This window comes from Amycolatopsis acididurans, from assembly GCF_012328925.1.
In the GTDB taxonomy this organism is placed as follows: domain Bacteria; phylum Actinomycetota; class Actinomycetes; order Mycobacteriales; family Pseudonocardiaceae; genus Amycolatopsis_E; species Amycolatopsis_E acididurans.
In genome coordinates, this window is sequence record NZ_JAAXLS010000007.1 from 36,328 (window position 1) to 52,434 (window position 16,107).

The window sequence follows — 16,107 nt, forward strand, 5'->3', positions numbered from 1 at the left end:
TCGCCTGCCTTCCTGGTGAGATCGGGTCACTTCTGGTCAAGTCCCGCGGCGCTCACGACCGGCTTGCCTGCCTGCGCGAGCACGGTGTTGAGCGCGGAGAGGTCGAAAAAGCCGTTGAGCTTGGGCGCGCTCTTCGCGATGCCCGCGGTGACCTGGTCGCTCGCCAGCTGCGGGAACCGGGATGCGAGCGGGTCGGTGGTCAGCTCGATGTTGGCGAACGCGCGGTCCAGCACCGGCTGCGCCAGCTCCGAACCGGTCAGCGACTTCAGCTGCCGGTTGACCGCCGCCTTCGCCTCGGCCGGATCGAACGCGGCGAGATTGTCGGAGTCCAGCAGGCCCTTCAGGATGGCTTGCACGGTCTGCGGATGCTCCTGCAGGAACTGGGTCCGCACGATGACCACGGTGGTCGGGAACTTGCCCTCCGGCCACAGGGACTTCTCGTCCACGAGCACTTTCGCGCCCGCTTCGGTGACGGCCCGCGAAGACCACGGCTCGGGCAGCCACGCGCCCGCGACGGCCTTCTGCTTGAACTGCGTCAGCGTCACCGCGTTGTCCGAGTTCTGCACGTTGACGCCGGACAGCTTCTGGTCCGAGATCCACTTCTTGAGCGCGACGTCCTGCGTGTTGCCGGCCTGCGGGTCGGCGACGACCTTGCCCTGCAGGTCCTGCGCGGTGCCGATCTCCGGCTGCACCACGAGTTGCGCACCACCGGAGGTGGCGCCGGAGATCAGCCGCACGGTCTCGCCGTCGGACTTGGCGAAGGCGTTGATCGCAGGGCCCGAGCCGATGAAGCCGATGTCCAGCGAGCCGCCCAGCAGTGCTGACACCTCGTCGGGGCCCGCGTTGAACTTGGTCGGAATCAGCTTGGTGCCGGTGCCGACCTGCTGCTGGTAGTAGCCCTTGTCGAGCCCGATCAGCGCCGACGCGTGGGTGACGTTGGGGAAGTACCCCAGCCGCACCTCGGTGGCGGGCCCCTGGTTGGCGGCCGCAGCCGTGTCGCTGCCACGGTCCGCCCGGGAACATCCGGTCACGACTGCCAGCAACGACAAGGTCAGCGCCACTGCGCGGGTGCCGCGTCGGATTCTCACGGGCGGGCCTTTCTGTTCGGGGATCAGGGACCGGGGGAGACGACGTCTCGTTCGTCGCGCAGAACGGGAAGCGGGGCGCCGACCAGGCCGGCCGCCAGCGTGGTGCCGTCGGCGGGATCGATCACCAGGAAGGCGCCGTTGCGCCTGCTGACCGCGTAGTCGTCGACCGGCAGCGGTTCCGCGGTGCGGACCTTGGCGCGGCCGATCTCGTTCAGCTGCAACGTCTCCGGGTTGTCCACACTGGACAGTTTCTGTTCGTCGAAGCGCGAGGACAGCTCCTCGACGAACGCCTGTACCGTCCGGGCGCCGTGCTTGATAAGCACGCGCGCACCCGGCTGGAGCGGCTTCTCCGACAACCAGGCCAGGGTCGCGTCGATCTGGTCGGTGGCGACCGGCGCCTCGGTCGCAGCGGCGATCACGTCACCGCGCGAGATGTCGAGCTCGTGCGCGAGCACCAGCGTCACCGAGCGGCCCGCGGCCGCCTCGTCGAGCGAACCGTCGGCCGTGTCGATGCGCTCGACCGTGGTGCGCAACCCGGCAGGGAGGACCACGATCTCGTCGCCGGGGCGGACAGTGCCGGCCGCGACCTGGCCCGCGTAGCCCCGGTAGTCGGGGTGTTCGGGCGTGCGCGGGCGGATCACGTACTGCACCGGGAACCGGAACGGCGCGTCGTGCGGGTCCGGCGCGACGGGCACGTTCTCCAGGTGCTCCAGCAGCGTTTCGCCGTCGTACCACGGAGTGCGCTCCGAGCGGTCCACCACGTTGTCGCCCACCAGCGCCGACACCGGGATCGACAGCACCGAGCCCGCCGGATAGCCCAGCGAGGTGGCGTGGTCGGTGAACTCCTTGGCGATGACGCGGAAGGTCTCCTCGTCGTAGTCGACGAGGTCGATCTTGTTGACCGCGAGCACCAGCCGCGGCACGCCCAGCAGCGCGAGCACCGCGGCGTGGCGGCGGGTCTGCTCGATCACGCCCTTGCGCGCGTCCACCAGCAGCACGGCCAGCTGTGCGGTCGAGGCGCCGGTGACCGTGTTGCGGGTGTACTGCACGTGGCCGGGGGTGTCGGCGAGCACGAAGGAGCGCTTGGGGGTGGCGAAGTAGCGGTAGGCCACGTCGATCGTGATGCCCTGCTCGCGTTCCGAGCGCAGCCCGTCCACCAGCAGCGAAAGGTCCGGAGTGGACAGTCCGCGGTCCACGCTCGCGCGGGTGACCGCGTCGAGCTGGTCGGCCAGCACCGACTTGGTGTCATACAGCAGGCGACCGACGAGCGTGGACTTTCCGTCGTCCACGCTGCCCGCGGTAGCCAGCCTCAGCAAACTCGACATCAGAAGTAGCCCTCCCGCTTGCGGTCTTCCATGGCGGCCTCGGAAAGCCGGTCGTCGGCGCGCGTCGCGCCGCGCTCGGTCAGGCGGCTCGCCATGACCTCCGCGATGACCTCCTCGACCGTGGTCGCCGTCGACTCGACCGCGCCGGTGCAGGACCCGTCGCCGACCGTGCGGTAGCGCACGGACAGCTCCTGGACCTCTTCGGAGTCGCGGGGACCGCCCCAGGGGCCCTCGGTGAGCCACATGCCGTCGCGCCGGTAGACCTTGCGCTCGTGCGCGTAGTAGATCGAGGGCAGCTCCACCTTCTCGCGCGCGATGTAGTTCCACACATCGGCTTCGGTCCAGTTGGAGAGCGGGAACACGCGCACATGTTCCCCCGGACGGTGCCGTCCGTTGTAGAGGTTCCACAATTCGGGACGCTGGCGGCGCGGGTCCCACTGCCCGAAGGCGTTGCGCAGGCTGAAGATGCGTTCCTTCGCGCGGGCGCGTTCCTCGTCGCGGCGGCCACCGCCGAACACGGCGTCGAACTTGTTGTCGTTGATGGCGCCCAAAAGCGGCTGGGTCTGCAGCGGGTTGCGGGTGCCGTCGGGGCGCTCGGTGAGGCGGCCGTCGTCGATCCAGTCCTGCACGCTCGCCACGATCAGCCGCAGCCCGTACTTCTCCACGACGTGGTCGCGGAAGGCGATCACCTCGTCGAAGTTGTGCCCGGTGTCCACATGCAGCAGCGGGAACGGCACCGGGGCCGGCCAGAAGGCCTTGATCGCGAGGTGCAGCAGCAGCGTGGAGTCCTTGCCGCCGGAGAACAGGATCACCGGGCGGTCGAACTCCCCGGCCACCTCACGGAAAATGTGGATGGCCTCGGACTCCAGCGCCGCGAGGTTGTCGGTGGCCGCGTCGGTCGCGGGGGCTTCGAGTGTCGTCATTCGTTCGTCCTTCCAGCCAGCGGAGCGAGCAACCCGCGCCGCCGCGGGTTCTCAGGCGGTTCCTCGCTAGGACAGCGCCGACGTGGTGAATTGGGATTCATGAGGAGGCGATCCCGGAGCGACGGGCCGCCTGAGGTTCCGCCACCCGCACCGCTTCGCAGGCCGTCCACTGTCTATCTCCCCTCAGCCGTGCAGGCCGCACTCGGTCTTGGACTGCCCGGCCCAGCGGCCGCTGCGGGGATCCGCCCCGGGGGCGACCTTCGCGGTGCAGGGGGCGCAGCCGATGGACAGGTAGCCCTCGGACACCAGCGGATTCTCGAGGATCCCGTGCTCGGTGATGTAGGCGCGGAACTCCTCGTCGGTCCACGGCGCGATCGGGTTGATCTTGACGAGGCCGTTGCGCTCGTCCCAGGTGACGATCGGGGTGTTCGCCCGCGTCGGGGCGTCCACGCGGCGCACGCCGGTGACCCACGCCGAGTAGTTCGACAGCGTCGTGCGCAGCGGGATCACCTTGCGCAGCTGACAACACCGGTTCGGGTCGCGCTCGTGCAGTTTCGGGCCGTACTCGGCGTCCTGCTGGGCGACGGTCTGCTCGGCCTGCGCGTTGACGATCCGGATGTCCGGGTACACCGTCGCGACCGCGTCGCGCGTGCCGATCGTCTCGGCGAAGTGGTAGCCGGTCTCCAGGAACAACACGTCCACATCGGACTTTACCTTGGTGGCCAGATCCACGAGCACGGCGTCCTGCATGTTGGAGGCAACGATCAGATCGTCACCGAAAGTTCCCACGGCCCATTCCAGTGCTTCGATCGCGCCGGCGTCGGCCAGCTCCTCGGAAGCCTTCTCCGCCAGTGCTTTCAGCTCTTCCTTGCCGGTGACCGTGGTCATTTCGCTCCCTCGGGTAGCTGGATTCCCAGGAATTTCACAGTGAAGACTCGACGACACGAAGAACACAGCCACGCGTGCTCCTGTTCCGGGCGCAGATCTTCGTCACCACAGAACGGGCAGTAGAACGGCGTGGCCCGCTCGGTCATCGCAGATCGCTTTCCTCGGCGCGCGCCACCCACTGCGCGAAGCGCTCGCCCTCGGTGCGCCGGCCGTGGTAATTGCGCACCACGCGCTCCACGTAGCCGATCAGCTCGTCGCCGGTGACCTTGTGGCCACGCAGTTTCCGGCCGAACCCGGCGTCGAGGCCGAGGCCGCCACCCAGGTGCACCTGGAAGCCCTCGACCTGGTTGCCGTCGTCGTCGGTGACGATCTGTCCCTTGAGGCCGATGTCCGCGGTCTGGATGCGGGCACATGAGTTGGGGCAGCCGTTGATGTGCACGGTCACCGGGTTGTCCACGTCGGACTGAATGTCGGCGAGGCGCTCTTCGAGCTGTGCGACCAGTTCGCGGGCGCGGACCTTGGTTTCGACGATCGCGAGCTTGCAGAACTCGATGCCGGTGCAGGCCATGACGCCGCGCCGCCACGGGGTCGGCTCGGTCGGCAGGCCCAGATCGGCCAGCTCGGCCTGCAGGGCAGGCACCTCGGACTCGGGCACGTCCAGCACGACGAGCTTCTGCAGCGGGGTGAGCCGCACGCGGCCGGAACCGGCGCGCTCGGCGGCCTTGGCGACCGCGATCAGTGTCGAGCCGGAGACCCGGCCCGCGACCGGGGCCGCGCCGACGTAGAAGTTGCCGTCCTTCTGCTTGTGCACGCCGACGTGGTCGCGCTGCACCTGCGGTGCCTCGGGCGCGGGGCCGTCGATCAGTGTGCGCTTGAGGTATTTCGACTCGAGAATTTCCCGGAATTTCTCGGCGCCCCAGTCCTTGACGAGGAACTTGATGCGCGCGCGGGAGCGCAGCCGCCGGTAGCCGTAGTCGCGGAAGACACCGACGACACCGGCCCACACCTCGTGCACCTCCTCGCGCGGCACCCAGGCGCCGAGGCGCTGGGCGAGCATCGGGTTGGTGGACAGCCCGCCGCCGACCTGCACGTCGAAACCGGGACCGTGCTCGGGGTGGTGCACGCCGACGAACGCGACGTCGTGGATCTCGTGCGCGACGTCCTGCAGGCCGGACACGGCGGTCTTGAACTTGCGCGGCAGGTTCGCGTACTCGGGCTTGCCGAGGTAGTTGCGCTTGATGTCCTCGATCGCCGGGGTGCCGTCGATGACCTCGTCCTCGGCGATACCGGCCAGCGGCGAGCCGAGGATGACACGCGGGCTGTCGCCGCACGCGGTCATCGTGGTCAGCCCGGCGCCTTCCAGCTTCTCCCAGATCGTGGGCATGTCCTCGATCCGGATCCAGTGGTACTGGACGTTCTGCCGGTCGGTGATGTCGGCGGTGTCGCGCGCGTAGGTCTGGGAGATCTCGCCGATGAGGGCGAGCTGCTCGGTGGTGAGGTCACCGCCGTCGATGCGCACGCGCAGCATGAAGTACTCGTCGTCCAGCTCCTCCGGCTCCAGCGTCGCCGTGCGGCCGCCGTCGATACCGGGCTTGCGCTGGGTGTAGAGGCCGTACCAGCGAAACCGCCCCCGCAGGTCGCCCGGGTCGATCGAGTCGAAGCCGCCGTCGGCGTAGATGTTCTCGATACGCGAGCGGACGTTGAGCGGGTGGTCGTCCTTTTTCGAGCGTTCGTTCGGGTTGAGCGGCTCGCGGTAACCCAGCGCCCACTGGCCCTCACCACGCCGTTGCTTGGCGCGCGGAGCGCGGGCGGTCGGGGTGTCGCGCGTCGGCGAGGCCATGAGGTGTCCTCCGGACTGGTCGGAGGGCGACGGCGCACATTCCTCCCCTGGACACAAAGGTGGTAGGGGGTGACAAGTTCTTCGCGCGTCCGGCGCCCGCTGGTGATCGTGGTGGCGGCGTCAGTAGGACGCGCGGCAGAGCGCGCTGGCGACACGCCGGAGATCGACGTGGCGGCGCGCCACGAGGAGGACACCGGCAGAAGTCACGATGCTCAGCCTGCCATCAGCCCAGATCTTGGTCCAGCCACGTCCGGATCGTGGGACGAGGATCACGCGTGGGCACATGAGGGACACTGGAGTCGTGTTCGGCGTCTACGTGCATGTGCCCTTCTGCGCCACGCGGTGCGGCTACTGCGATTTCAATACCTACACAGCCGGGGAGCTCGGTTCGGCGGCCTCATCCCGGTCATGGCTGGACGCCCTGAAACGGGAGCTGGAGATGGGCGTGCGGCGCGTCGGTGCGCGCCCGGCCGAGACGGTTTTCGTCGGGGGCGGCACGCCCTCACTGCTGGGGGCCGACGGCCTGGCCGAGGTGCTCGACGCGGTCCGCGGCAGCTTCGGTCTCGCCGACGGCGCCGAGGTGACCACCGAGTCGAACCCGGAGTCCACCTCGCCCGCGTTCTTCGACGGCATCCGGGCGGCCGGATACACCCGGGTCTCGCTGGGGATGCAGTCCGCGGCGCGGCATGTGCTGCGGGTACTCGACCGCACGCACACGCCGGGCCGTCCCGTCGCGGCCGCGCGGGAGGCCCGCGAGGCCGGGTTCGAGCACGTGAACCTCGACCTGATCTACGGGACGCCGGGGGAGCGGCCCGAGGACCTGCGCGCGTCATTGGAGTCGGTGCTGGAAGCCGGGGTCGACCACGTGTCGGCGTACTCGCTGATCGTGGAGGACGGGACCGCGCTGGCGCGGCGGGTGCGGCGGGGTGAGCTGCCCGCGCCGGACGAGGACGTGCTGGCCGAGTACTACGAGCTGATCGACGCCTATCTCGCCAAGGCCGGGCTGACCTGGTACGAGGTGTCGAACTGGGCCGCTTCGCCGCAGGCCCGGTGCCGGCACAACCTCGGTTACTGGCGTGGCGGGGACTGGTGGGGCGCGGGTCCGGGCGCGCATTCGCACGTCGGCGGGGTGCGCTGGTGGAACGTGAAGCACCCGGCGAAGTACGCGTCGCTGCTGGCCGAGGGCGAGTCGCCGGAGGCCGACCGCGAGGTGCTCACGCCCGAGGACATACATCTGGAACGGATCATGCTCGAACTGCGCCTTGCCGAGGGCCTGCCGGTGGACGTGCTCGACGCGGCGGGTGCCGCGGAGGCGCCCGTGGTGGCCGGGGAGGGGCTGCTGGATCCGGAAGCGCTGCGCGCCGGCCGCGCCGTGCTGACCGACCGGGGGCGCCTGCTGGCCGACGCCGTGGTGCGCCGCCTGGCCGCCTGAACCGTCAGCAACCTTCCGCGCCGGGTGTGGGGCCCACCGTCAGCGGGCCGTCCCCGAGAACGAACACGGTCAGCTCCAGATCGTCACGTACACCGGCGGCCGGAACCGGGACGGCGGCACGCCGGCGCCGGGGGAGCGCATCACCTGCATCGCGGCCGTGGTGCCGAGGAAATGCCGCAGCGAGGCCGCCGCCGTGGAAAGCCGGTCCCTCGGCAGGGTCGTCAGGTGCCAGCACACCGTCGCCGGGGTCGCGGCCGTCGGCACCACCACGAGTTCCTTCCGGCGCAACTGCGGCGCCACCAGATGCTCGATCGCGATCGACACCCCGCTGCCGCTCGCCGCGGCCGACCACGCCGCCGTCTGGTTCGGGAACACCCGGATCGCCGGGTCGGCCACGCCGAGACGCTGGAGCACCTGCGCGGTGTCGCTGCCGGGATCCGCGCCGGACGGGCCGACGAGCCACGGCCACGACGCCGGGCTGCCGCGATGGGGCGAGCGTGGCGCGCAGACCGCGATCAGGTTGCACCGGAAGATCGGCGTGCTCTCCAGGCCACCGTCGAGCCGAGGGCCGAGCGCGGCTTCGGCCAGCCGGTTGCTCACCAGCACCGGCAGCTCCGCGGTCAGCGCGACTCCCGCCGCCGCCTCCACCGACTTACCGGACCGCGCCACGAACGCCTCCAGCAGCGGGCCGGCGACGAACTCGGCCAGCGTGCTGGTCACCGCGACCTGCAACCGTTCCGCCATGCCCCTGGCCTCGCGGACCGCGGCGTCGGCGTCCGCGCCCAGCGCCACCATCTGCGAAGCGATCGGCAACAGCCTGCTGCCGCCGGGGGTCAGCGTCATCCCGCTCGCGGTGCGCACGATCAGTTTGTCGCCATGGTGCGCTCGCAACGCCGCGAGCGCCTGCGACACCGCCGGCTCGCTCACGCCGAGCGTGCGCGCCGCGTCCGTCACCGAGCCGAGGCGCGCCACGAGCACGAAAGCACTCAGCTGACCGAGGGTCATGCGCGAAGCTTAGTTGCGCCAGGGCAGGTGAACAGCCGCCTTAAGCGAACCCTTATCCGCCCGTTGTCGTAATGCGCGGACCGCGCGATCGTGTGCCAGATGCAGGTTCCCGCACAATTCGAATACGAGAAGGCCGCCAGCGTGGAGCACGCGCTGAGCCTGCTGGCCAAGTACGGGCCAGAAAGCCGCATCGTGGCCGGGGGACACAGCCTGATCCCGATGATGAAGCTCCGGCTGGCGCAACCGCTGGCCCTCATCGACATCAACGACGTCGCAGAACTGGCGCGGATCAGTGTCGAGGAGGGCATGTTGTGCATCGGCGCGATGGCGCGTCACGCGGATCTGCTCGCCTCCGCGGTCGTCGGCGAGCATTTCCCGCTTTTCCACGATGCGGAGCGGATGATCGCCGATCCGATCGTGCGCAACCGGGGCACCGTGGGCGGTTCCCTGTGCCAGGCCGATCCCTCCGAGGACCTTTCCGGCTCGTTCGCCGCGGTGCGCGCGGAAGCGGTTGTCCAGGGCAGGCAAGGACAACGTGTCGTCCCGATCCGGGAATTCTTCACCGGTCCGTATCAGACGGCGGTGGCCGATGACGAAATGCTCATCATGGTGCGTGTGCCGATCCGCTCGTCGGCCTCGGCCTACGAGAAGGTCGAACGCCGCGCCGGGGACTGGGCGGTCGGGGCCGCGGCCGCCGTGCTCCGGCTGGAGGGTGACACCGTCGCCGAGGCGGGCATCGGCCTGACCGCGCTGGGGGCCAGGAACTTTTACGCGCCGGAAGCCGAGGAGTTCCTCGCCGGCGGGCCGGCCACCGACGAGCGGTTCGAACGGGCGGGCGACATCGCCGCCGAGCACTGCGCGCCGATCGCCGACCAGCGCGGCCCGGTGGACTACAAGCGCCACCTCGCCGCGACGCTCACCGTCCGCGCTCTGCAACGGGCTCGCACACGCTGGCACGGCCGGCGGAACGGGGGAAACTGACATGGAAATCAGCGTCACCGTCAACGGGCAGCTCTACCAGCGCGACGTCGAACCGCGCCTGCTGCTGGTGCATTTCCTGCGCGACGAGCTGCGGCTCACCGGCACGCACTGGGGTTGCGACACCTCCAACTGCGGCACCTGCGTGGCGTGGCTGGACGACGTGCCCGTCAAGACCTGCACGGTGCTCGCCGTGATGGCCGACGGGCACCGGGTGCGCACCGTGGAGGGACTGGCCGACGGGGTGGGCCTGGATCCGGTGCAGCAAGGGTTCGCCGAATGTCACGGGCTCCAATGTGGATTCTGCACCCCGGGCATGATGATGACCGCCCGGTGGCTGCTCGACCACAACCCGGATCCGTCCGAAGAGGACATCCGCGAGGCCATCTCCGGTCAGCTGTGCCGGTGCACCGGCTACGAGAACATCGTGCGTTCGGTGCGCTGGGCCGCGGCGCGGGAGGCCGGCCGCGCCGCCGAACCGGCGACCGAGGAGGTGCGGGCATGACCGCGACCGAGGAGCACGTGAGCCCGATGGGCTACGGCCGGATGCACCGCAAGGAGGACGCCCGGTTCGTCCGCGGTCACGGCAACTACGTCGACGACATCACGCTGCCCGGCATGCTGCACGGCGCGGTGCTGCGCAGCCCGTTCGCGCACGCGCGGATCCTCTCGATCGACACCAGCGCGGCCGAGGCGCATCCCAAAGTGCGTGCCGTGATCACCGGCCAGACGCTGGAAAGCCTTGACCTGGCGTGGATGCCGACGCTGTCGCACGACGTGCAGGCGGTGCTGGCCACCGACAAGGTCCGGTTCCAGGGCCAGGAGGTCGCGTTCGTCGTCGCCGAGGACCGCTACTCGGCACGCGACGCGCTGGAACTGATCGACGTCGACTACGAGGCGCTGCCTCCGGTGGTCGATGCCCGCCGCGCGCTCGACGAGGACGCACCGGTGATCCGGGACGATGTGGAAGGCCGTACCGACAACCACATCTTCGACTGGGAGGCAGGTGACCGGGCGCGCACGGACGAGGTGTTCGCGCGCGCCGAGGTGGTGGTGGAACAGGACATGCTCTACCCGCGCGTGCACCCGGCACCGATGGAGACCTGCGGCGCGATCGCGGACATGGACGCGATCACCGGCAAGCTCACCGTCTACACGACCACGCAGGCGCCGCACGCGCATCGCACCATCTACGCCCTGGTCGCGGGCCTGCCCGAGCACAAGATCCGTGTCGTGTCGCCCGACATCGGCGGCGGGTTCGGCAACAAGGTCGGCATCTACCCGGGTTACGTGTGCGCGGTGGTCGGCTCGATCGTGACCGGGAAACCGGTCAAGTGGATGGAGGACCGCTCGGAGAACCTGATGAGCACGTCCTTCGCCCGTGACTACCACATGCACGGCGAGATCGCGTCCACAAAGGACGGGCGCATTCTCGGGGTGCGGGTCAACGTGCTCGCCGACCACGGTGCGTTCAACGGCACCGCCCAGCCGACGAAGTTCCCCGCCGGGTTCTTCAGCGTGTTCACCGGTTCCTACGACATCGAGGCCGCGCACTGTGCCGTCACCGGTGTCTACACGAACAAGGCGCCCGGCGGCGTGGCCTACGCGTGTTCGTTCCGGATCACCGAGGCGGTCTATCTGATCGAGCGGCTGGTCGATCTGCTGGCGCTCGACCTCGGGCTGGACCCGGCGGAGCTGCGGATGCGCAACCTGCTGCGGCCCGAACAGTTCCCGTATGTCAGCAAGACCGGCTGGGAGTACGACTCGGGTGACTACCCTCGGGCGCTGAGCAAGGCGCTCGAGCTGGCAGGCTACGACGAGTTGCGCGCCGAACAGGCGCGGCGGCGCGAGGCCGGCGACCCGACGTCGATGGGCATCGGCGTCTCGTTCTTCACCGAGGCGGTCGGCGCCGGGCCGCGCAAGCACATGGACATCCTCGGGCTGGGCATGGCCGATGGTGCCGAGTTGCGTGTGCACCCGACCGGCAAGGCGGTGCTGCGGCTGTCCTGCCAGAGCCAGGGGCAGGGGCACGAGACCACGTTCGCGCAGATCGTGGCCGAGGAACTGGGCATCTCGCCGGACGACATCGACGTGGTGCACGGCGACACCGACCAGACCCCGTTCGGGCTGGGCACCTACGGTTCGCGCTCCACGCCGGTGTCGGGTGCGGCGACGGCGGTGGTGGCGCGCCGGGTGCGTGAGCGGGCGCGGCTCGTCGCGTCCGCGATGCTCGAGGTCAGCCCGGACGACCTGGAATGGGAGAAGGGCCGCTGGTTCGTCAAGGGTGACCGGGAGGCCGGGAAGTCCATTCAGGACATCGCGATGGCGGCGCATTCGAGCCTGGAACTGCCCGAAGGCGTCGAGGGTCATCTGGACGCGTCCTGTGTGTACAACCCGCCCAACCTGACCTACCCGTTCGGCGCCTACATCTGTGTGGTCGACGTCGACCCCGGCACCGGTCAGGTCAAGGTGCGTGACTTCGTGGCCGTGGACGACTGCGGCGTGCGGATCAACCCGATGATCGTCGAGGGCCAGGTGCACGGCGGGCTCGCCGACGGGATCGGGATGGCGCTGATGCAGGTGATGGCCTTCGACCCGGACGGCAACCACCTGGGCGGTTCCTTCATGGACTACCTGGTGCCCACGTCGATGGAGTGCCCGTCGTGGCGGCTCGGCGAGACCGTCACGCCCTCGCCGCACCACCCGATCGGCGCCAAGGGAGTCGGCGAGTCGGCCACCGTGGGCTCGCCGGCGGCCGTGGTCAACGCCGTGCTGGACGCGCTCAAACCCTTCGGTGTCCGGCACGCGGACATGCCGCTCACGCCCGCCGCGGTGTGGCGGGCGATCCAGGGGAATCCACTTCGGCCGGACCTGGCGGTCACGTGATGGCCACGGCGGAACTGCTCGCGCAGGCGGATTCGCTGCGAGCGCGGCGAAGCCCCTTCGTCTTCGCCACCGTCGTCCGGGTGCAACGGCCCACCAGCGCCAAGCCCGGCGACTGCGCGCTGGTGCTGCCCGACGGCACCATCGAGGGCTTCGTCGGCGGCGGCTGCGCGGAATCCACCGTGCGGCTGCAGGGAATCCGGCTGCTGACCACCGGACGGTCGACCCTGCTGCGGATCACCCCGGAGGCCGCGCTGGTGGAGAAAGTGGAGGAGGGCGTGGTCACGGTCGGCAATCCGTGTCTGTCCGGCGGGACATTGGAGATCTTTCTCGAGCCGCAGCTGCCACCGGCGCTCGTCGTGGTCGTCGGCGACGCGCCGGTGGCACGCGCGCTCGTCACGGTCGGCCGCGCGCTCGGCTACGACGTCCGCACCTCGGGCGTGATCCCGGAGGACGCCGAGGCGGTGATCATCGCCTCGCACGGGCGCGACGAGGAGAACCAACTGCGTGCCGCGGTGTCCGCCGACGTCGGCTACATCGCGCTGATCGCGAGCCGCCGCCGTGGCGCGCTGGTGCTCGACTCGCTGGACATCGATCCCGCTCGCGTGCACACCCCGGCGGGCCTGGACATCGGCGCCCGCACCCCGGCGGAGATCGCGGTCTCGGTGTACGCGGAGTTCATCGCCACCCGCCCGCGTACGGCAGCACCGGCGCCGCCCCTCGCGCCGGAGCCGGCGCAGCCCTTGGAGGCGGCGGATCCGGTGTGCGGGATGGCGGTGGCGGTCACCACGGAGTCGGCGCAGCTGCCCTACGCGGGCGAGCGGTACTACTTCTGCGGGCCGGGTTGCCGGCAGGCCTTCGCGGACCATCCAGAGCGGTACCTGCCCGATGCCTGACATCGAGACCGTGCAAGCGCTTTCCGAGGAGCTGGCGCGGGTGGGGTACCTGACCGACGATGCGCTGGCGACCGCCTTGTTCCTCGCGGTGCGGATGAGCCAGCCGATCCTGCTCGAAGGCGAGCCCGGGGTCGGCAAGACCGAGGCGGCCAAGGCGCTCGCCCGCGCGCTGGACACCAGCCTCATCCGCCTGCAGTGTCACGAGGGACTGTCCTCGGCGGATGCCTTGTACGAGTGGAATTATCCCCGCCAGCTGCTCGGGATCCGGCTCGCCGAGGCGCGCGGCGAGGCGCCGGCCGAAGCGGACCTGTTCAGCGAGGACTATCTGCTCGCGCGGCCGTTGCTGGCCGCGATCGAGCATCCGGGGCCGCGGCCCGCCGTGCTGCTCATCGACGAGGTGGACCGTGCCGACGACGAGTTCGAGGCGTTCCTGCTGGAACTGCTCGCCGAGGCGACGGTGACGATTCCCGAGCTGGGCACGCGGCACGCCGTGCTGCCGCCGATCGCGGTGCTCACCTCCAACCGCACCCGGGAACTGCACGACGCGCTGAAACGGCGGTGTCTGTACCAATGGATCGCGCATCCCGGCGTGGAGCGCGTCGCGGAGATCATCCGGCTGCGCGTGCCCGGCGTCGAGGACTGGCTCGCCGAGCGGGTCGCGCGTTCGGTGCACACGCTGCGGGGGATGGAACTGTACAAGCCGCCGGGGGTCGCGGAGGCGATCAACTGGGCCGCCGCACTGCACGTGCTGGGCGTGCGCGCGTTCGACGAACCGGCGCTGCGGCACACGATGAGCGCCGTGCTCAAGTATCAGGAGGACCAGGACCTCGCGAAGGGCGTGCTCGCGGAGGTCGCCGGTGACGGCTGATCTGGCCGAGCTGTCGGCCCGGTTCTGCGCCGCGCTGCGTGCCCAGGGCGTGGCGGTCGGTGCGGACCGGTCGGCCCGGTTCGCCCGCGCGATCATGGTGGTCTCGCCGCGGCGGGTTCCGGAGCTGTACTGGTGCGCGCTGGCCACGCTGGTGTCCACACCGGACGAGATCGACGTGCTCACCCGGGTGTTCTCGGCGGTGTTCGAATCCGCCGATCCGGCCGATTTCCGGGGAGATCGTCCACAAGCGACGGCGAGCGCCGGTGCGTTCACCGCGTCGGACTCGCGGCCCTCGCGTGACTTGCGCACCGCGATGGCGGGCAGTCCGGCGGAACGACTGATGTCACGGGACTTCGCCGACCTCGAACCGGAAGAACTGGCGCGGCTACGGGAAATCATGAGGCGCTTCGAGCTGGCCACGCCGCGACGGCGCACGAGACGAAAGCGGATCTCGGCCACCGGCCGCCGCGTCGATCTGCGGGAGACCCTGCGGCGTGCGCGGCGCAGCGGCGGCGAACCCGCGGTACTCAGCCGGTGGACGCCCCGCGACAAACCGCGCAAACTCGTCGTGCTGTGCGATATCTCCGGTTCGATGGAGGCGCATGCCAGGGCCATGCTGCAGCTGCTCGTGTGCGCGGCGGGCGGGGCGCGCGCGGAGGTGTTCACCTTCGCCACGCGGCTGACCCGGCTCACCCGCGCGCTGGCGCGGAACCCGGCCGCGGCCATGCGGCGCGCCGGTGAGGAGGCTCCGGACTGGTCCAGCGGCACCCGCATCGGCGCCTCGCTGCGCGAATTCCTCGACACCTACGGCGCACGTGGTATGGCCCGCGGGGCCGTCGTCGTGATCATCTCCGACGGCTGGGAGACCGGCGACACCGGCGAACTGCGGGCGCAGATGGCCCGGCTTTCGCTGCTGGCTCACCGCATCGTCTGGGTCAATCCGCGCACCGCCAAACCCGGCTACCGGCCCGCCGTCGGCGGCATGGCCGCGGCGTGGCCGTACTGCGACGAGGTGGTCAGCGCACACCGGCTGGACGCCGTGGACGAGCTGCTGGCCGCGATCGGGTAGGGACACCTCGTCCCGGGGCACGACGGGAACGCGAGTAATTAGGGTAGCCTAATAACGAAGCGTGTCCGGGACGAAGGAGGAGCGGCCGATGGCGGAGAAGTCCGAACGCAAGGGCCGGCCGACCGTGCGGCTCACGGTGCTGCGCACACAGCAGCTTACGCCGCACATGATCCGGATCGTGGCCGGTGGCGACGGGATGTCGGATTTCCGGCCCAACGATTTCACCGACGCCTACGTGAAGGTGCTGTTCCCGCTGCCCGAGGTCAGCTATCCCGAGCCGTTCGACATGGCCGCCATCCGCGCGGAATACCCGCGTGATCAGTGGCCGCGCATGCGCAGCTACACCGTGCGGGGTTACGACGGCCACGAGCTGACGCTGGACTTCGTGCACCATGGCGACGAGGGGCTCGCCGGTCCATGGGCGCGGCGGGTGCAACCGGGCGACGAGCTGCTGCTCTCCGGCCCCGGCGGCGCCTACCGGCCGGGCGAGGAGGCGGACTGGCACCTGCTGGTCGGCGACGAGTCCGCGTTGCCCGCCATCGCGCTGTCGCTGGAGACGATGCCCGCGGACGTGCCCGCCCACGTGTTCGTCGAGGTCGCCGACGCCGCCGAGGAACAGCGGCTGGACACGAAGGCCGACGCGCGGATCCGGTGGGTGCACCGGTCGGCGGGGGAGAGCCTGACCGACGCGGTGCGGGCGCTGGAGTTCCCGGCGGGGACGGTGCAGGCGTTCGTGCACGGTGAGGCCGGGTTCGTGCGGGAGCTGCGGCGGTACCTGCTCGACGAGCGCGCCGTGCGCCGCGACCTGCTGTCCATCTCCGGCTACTGGCGCCGGGGCAAGAACGACGAGGAGTGGCGGGTCGAGAAGGCGGCCGAGAAACGTTGACCCGCGCCCGATCGCGAGCAAGAGTG

Annotated in this window: 16 protein-coding genes; 8 read left to right on the forward strand and 8 right to left on the reverse strand. The window is 70.2% G+C overall.

The window, feature by feature from the left end; all coding sequences use genetic code 11:
- Positions 1–26 precede the first annotated feature (26 nt).
- From HFP15_RS13240 to HFP15_RS44140, 7 genes are all read right to left on the reverse strand, one after another.
- Positions 27–1,088, reverse strand: coding sequence for an ABC transporter substrate-binding protein (locus HFP15_RS13240; protein WP_312871571.1), 1,062 nt, complete (start codon positions 1,086–1,088; stop codon positions 27–29).
- 23 nt (positions 1,089–1,111) lie between these two features.
- Entirely contained in the window at positions 1,112–2,413 is a 1,302-nt protein-coding gene (locus tag HFP15_RS13245) for a sulfate adenylyltransferase subunit 1 (protein ID WP_168515186.1), read from the reverse strand.
- Positions 2,413–3,336, reverse strand: a complete 924-nt coding sequence (gene cysD / locus HFP15_RS13250) for a sulfate adenylyltransferase subunit CysD (protein ID WP_168515188.1) — start codon at positions 3,334–3,336, stop codon at positions 2,413–2,415. Before cysD ends, HFP15_RS13245 begins: the two co-directional genes overlap by 1 nt.
- Before the next feature lie 183 nt (positions 3,337–3,519).
- Positions 3,520–4,224 carry a phosphoadenylyl-sulfate reductase gene (locus tag HFP15_RS13255; protein WP_168515190.1) on the reverse strand — a complete coding sequence of 235 codons (705 nt, stop codon included), beginning with the start codon at positions 4,222–4,224 and terminating at the stop codon, positions 3,520–3,522.
- Positions 4,221–4,370, reverse strand: coding sequence for an Insertion element protein (locus HFP15_RS42740; RefSeq protein WP_168515192.1), 150 nt, complete (start codon positions 4,368–4,370; stop codon positions 4,221–4,223). Before HFP15_RS42740 ends, HFP15_RS13255 begins: the two co-directional genes overlap by 4 nt.
- The gene (locus tag HFP15_RS13265; RefSeq protein WP_168515194.1) at positions 4,367–6,064 is read right to left on the reverse strand and encodes a nitrite/sulfite reductase; all 1,698 of its coding nucleotides are present in this window, start codon (positions 6,062–6,064) and stop codon (positions 4,367–4,369) included. Before HFP15_RS13265 ends, HFP15_RS42740 begins: the two co-directional genes overlap by 4 nt.
- A gap of 120 nt (positions 6,065–6,184) precedes the next feature.
- Positions 6,185–6,349, reverse strand: coding sequence for a putative leader peptide (locus HFP15_RS44140; protein WP_376768869.1), 165 nt, complete (start codon positions 6,347–6,349; stop codon positions 6,185–6,187).
- Here HFP15_RS44140 and hemW point away from each other — a divergent pair.
- Positions 6,348–7,496: a radical SAM family heme chaperone HemW gene (hemW, locus tag HFP15_RS13270; RefSeq protein WP_168515196.1), complete on the forward strand. Its 1,149-nt coding sequence runs from the start codon at positions 6,348–6,350 to the stop codon at positions 7,494–7,496. The genes HFP15_RS44140 and hemW overlap by 2 nt on opposite strands.
- A gap of 69 nt (positions 7,497–7,565) precedes the next feature.
- Here the strand turns inward: hemW and HFP15_RS13275 are convergent, their stop codons facing one another.
- Positions 7,566–8,501 (reverse strand): LysR family transcriptional regulator, encoded by a 936-nt coding sequence (locus tag HFP15_RS13275; RefSeq protein WP_168515198.1) that lies wholly within the window; start codon positions 8,499–8,501, stop codon positions 7,566–7,568.
- A gap of 99 nt (positions 8,502–8,600) precedes the next feature.
- Here HFP15_RS13275 and HFP15_RS13280 point away from each other — a divergent pair, with 99 nt between their 5' ends.
- The 7 genes from HFP15_RS13280 (at position 8,601) to HFP15_RS13310 (ending at position 16,081) form a co-directional block, all read left to right on the forward strand.
- Positions 8,601–9,482, forward strand: coding sequence for an FAD binding domain-containing protein (locus HFP15_RS13280; protein ID WP_168515200.1), 882 nt, complete (start codon positions 8,601–8,603; stop codon positions 9,480–9,482).
- Position 9,483: 1 nt separating this feature from the next.
- A complete protein-coding gene (locus HFP15_RS13285; protein ID WP_168515202.1) occupies positions 9,484–9,984 on the forward strand; it encodes a (2Fe-2S)-binding protein in 501 nt (166 codons plus the stop codon).
- The gene (locus tag HFP15_RS13290; RefSeq protein ID WP_168515203.1) at positions 9,981–12,365 is read left to right on the forward strand and encodes an aerobic carbon-monoxide dehydrogenase large subunit; all 2,385 of its coding nucleotides are present in this window, start codon (positions 9,981–9,983) and stop codon (positions 12,363–12,365) included. The genes HFP15_RS13285 and HFP15_RS13290 overlap by 4 nt, the downstream gene beginning before the upstream one ends.
- The gene (locus HFP15_RS13295) at positions 12,365–13,258 is read left to right on the forward strand and encodes an XdhC family protein (RefSeq protein ID WP_168515205.1); all 894 of its coding nucleotides are present in this window, start codon (positions 12,365–12,367) and stop codon (positions 13,256–13,258) included. The genes HFP15_RS13290 and HFP15_RS13295 overlap by 1 nt, the downstream gene beginning before the upstream one ends.
- Positions 13,251–14,126, forward strand: coding sequence for an AAA family ATPase (locus tag HFP15_RS13300; protein WP_168515207.1), 876 nt, complete (start codon positions 13,251–13,253; stop codon positions 14,124–14,126). Before HFP15_RS13295 ends, HFP15_RS13300 begins: the two co-directional genes overlap by 8 nt.
- Entirely contained in the window at positions 14,116–15,195 is a 1,080-nt protein-coding gene (locus HFP15_RS13305) for a vWA domain-containing protein (protein ID WP_168515209.1), read from the forward strand. Before HFP15_RS13300 ends, HFP15_RS13305 begins: the two co-directional genes overlap by 11 nt.
- Positions 15,196–15,283: 88 nt before the next feature.
- Positions 15,284–16,081, forward strand: a complete 798-nt coding sequence (locus HFP15_RS13310; protein ID WP_168515581.1) for a siderophore-interacting protein — start codon at positions 15,284–15,286, stop codon at positions 16,079–16,081.
- Positions 16,082–16,107: the final 26 nt, after the last annotated feature.

Bases quoted from the DNA above. Each gene is read 5' to 3' on its own strand.
- HFP15_RS13245 (WP_168515186.1), bottom strand. From the start codon at position 2,413: ATGTCGAGTTTGCTGAGGCTGGCTACCGCGGGCAGCGTGGACGACGGA.
- cysD (WP_168515188.1), bottom strand. From the start codon at position 3,336: ATGACGACACTCGAAGCCCCCGCGACCGACGCGGCCACCGACAACCTC.
- HFP15_RS13255 (WP_168515190.1), bottom strand. From the start codon at position 4,224: ATGACCACGGTCACCGGCAAGGAAGAGCTGAAAGCACTGGCGGAGAAG.
- HFP15_RS42740 (WP_168515192.1), bottom strand. From the start codon at position 4,370: ATGACCGAGCGGGCCACGCCGTTCTACTGCCCGTTCTGTGGTGACGAA.
- HFP15_RS13265 (WP_168515194.1), bottom strand. From the start codon at position 6,064: ATGGCCTCGCCGACGCGCGACACCCCGACCGCCCGCGCTCCGCGCGCC.
- hemW (WP_168515196.1), top strand. From the start codon at position 6,348: ATGAGGGACACTGGAGTCGTGTTCGGCGTCTACGTGCATGTGCCCTTC.
- HFP15_RS44140 (WP_376768869.1), bottom strand. From the start codon at position 6,349: ATGTGCCCACGCGTGATCCTCGTCCCACGATCCGGACGTGGCTGGACC.
- HFP15_RS13275 (WP_168515198.1), bottom strand. From the start codon at position 8,501: ATGACCCTCGGTCAGCTGAGTGCTTTCGTGCTCGTGGCGCGCCTCGGC.
- HFP15_RS13280 (WP_168515200.1), top strand. From the start codon at position 8,601: ATGCAGGTTCCCGCACAATTCGAATACGAGAAGGCCGCCAGCGTGGAG.
- HFP15_RS13285 (WP_168515202.1), top strand. From the start codon at position 9,484: ATGGAAATCAGCGTCACCGTCAACGGGCAGCTCTACCAGCGCGACGTC.
- HFP15_RS13290 (WP_168515203.1), top strand. From the start codon at position 9,981: ATGACCGCGACCGAGGAGCACGTGAGCCCGATGGGCTACGGCCGGATG.
- HFP15_RS13295 (WP_168515205.1), top strand. From the start codon at position 12,365: ATGGCCACGGCGGAACTGCTCGCGCAGGCGGATTCGCTGCGAGCGCGG.
- HFP15_RS13300 (WP_168515207.1), top strand. From the start codon at position 13,251: ATGCCTGACATCGAGACCGTGCAAGCGCTTTCCGAGGAGCTGGCGCGG.
- HFP15_RS13310 (WP_168515581.1), top strand. From the start codon at position 15,284: ATGGCGGAGAAGTCCGAACGCAAGGGCCGGCCGACCGTGCGGCTCACG.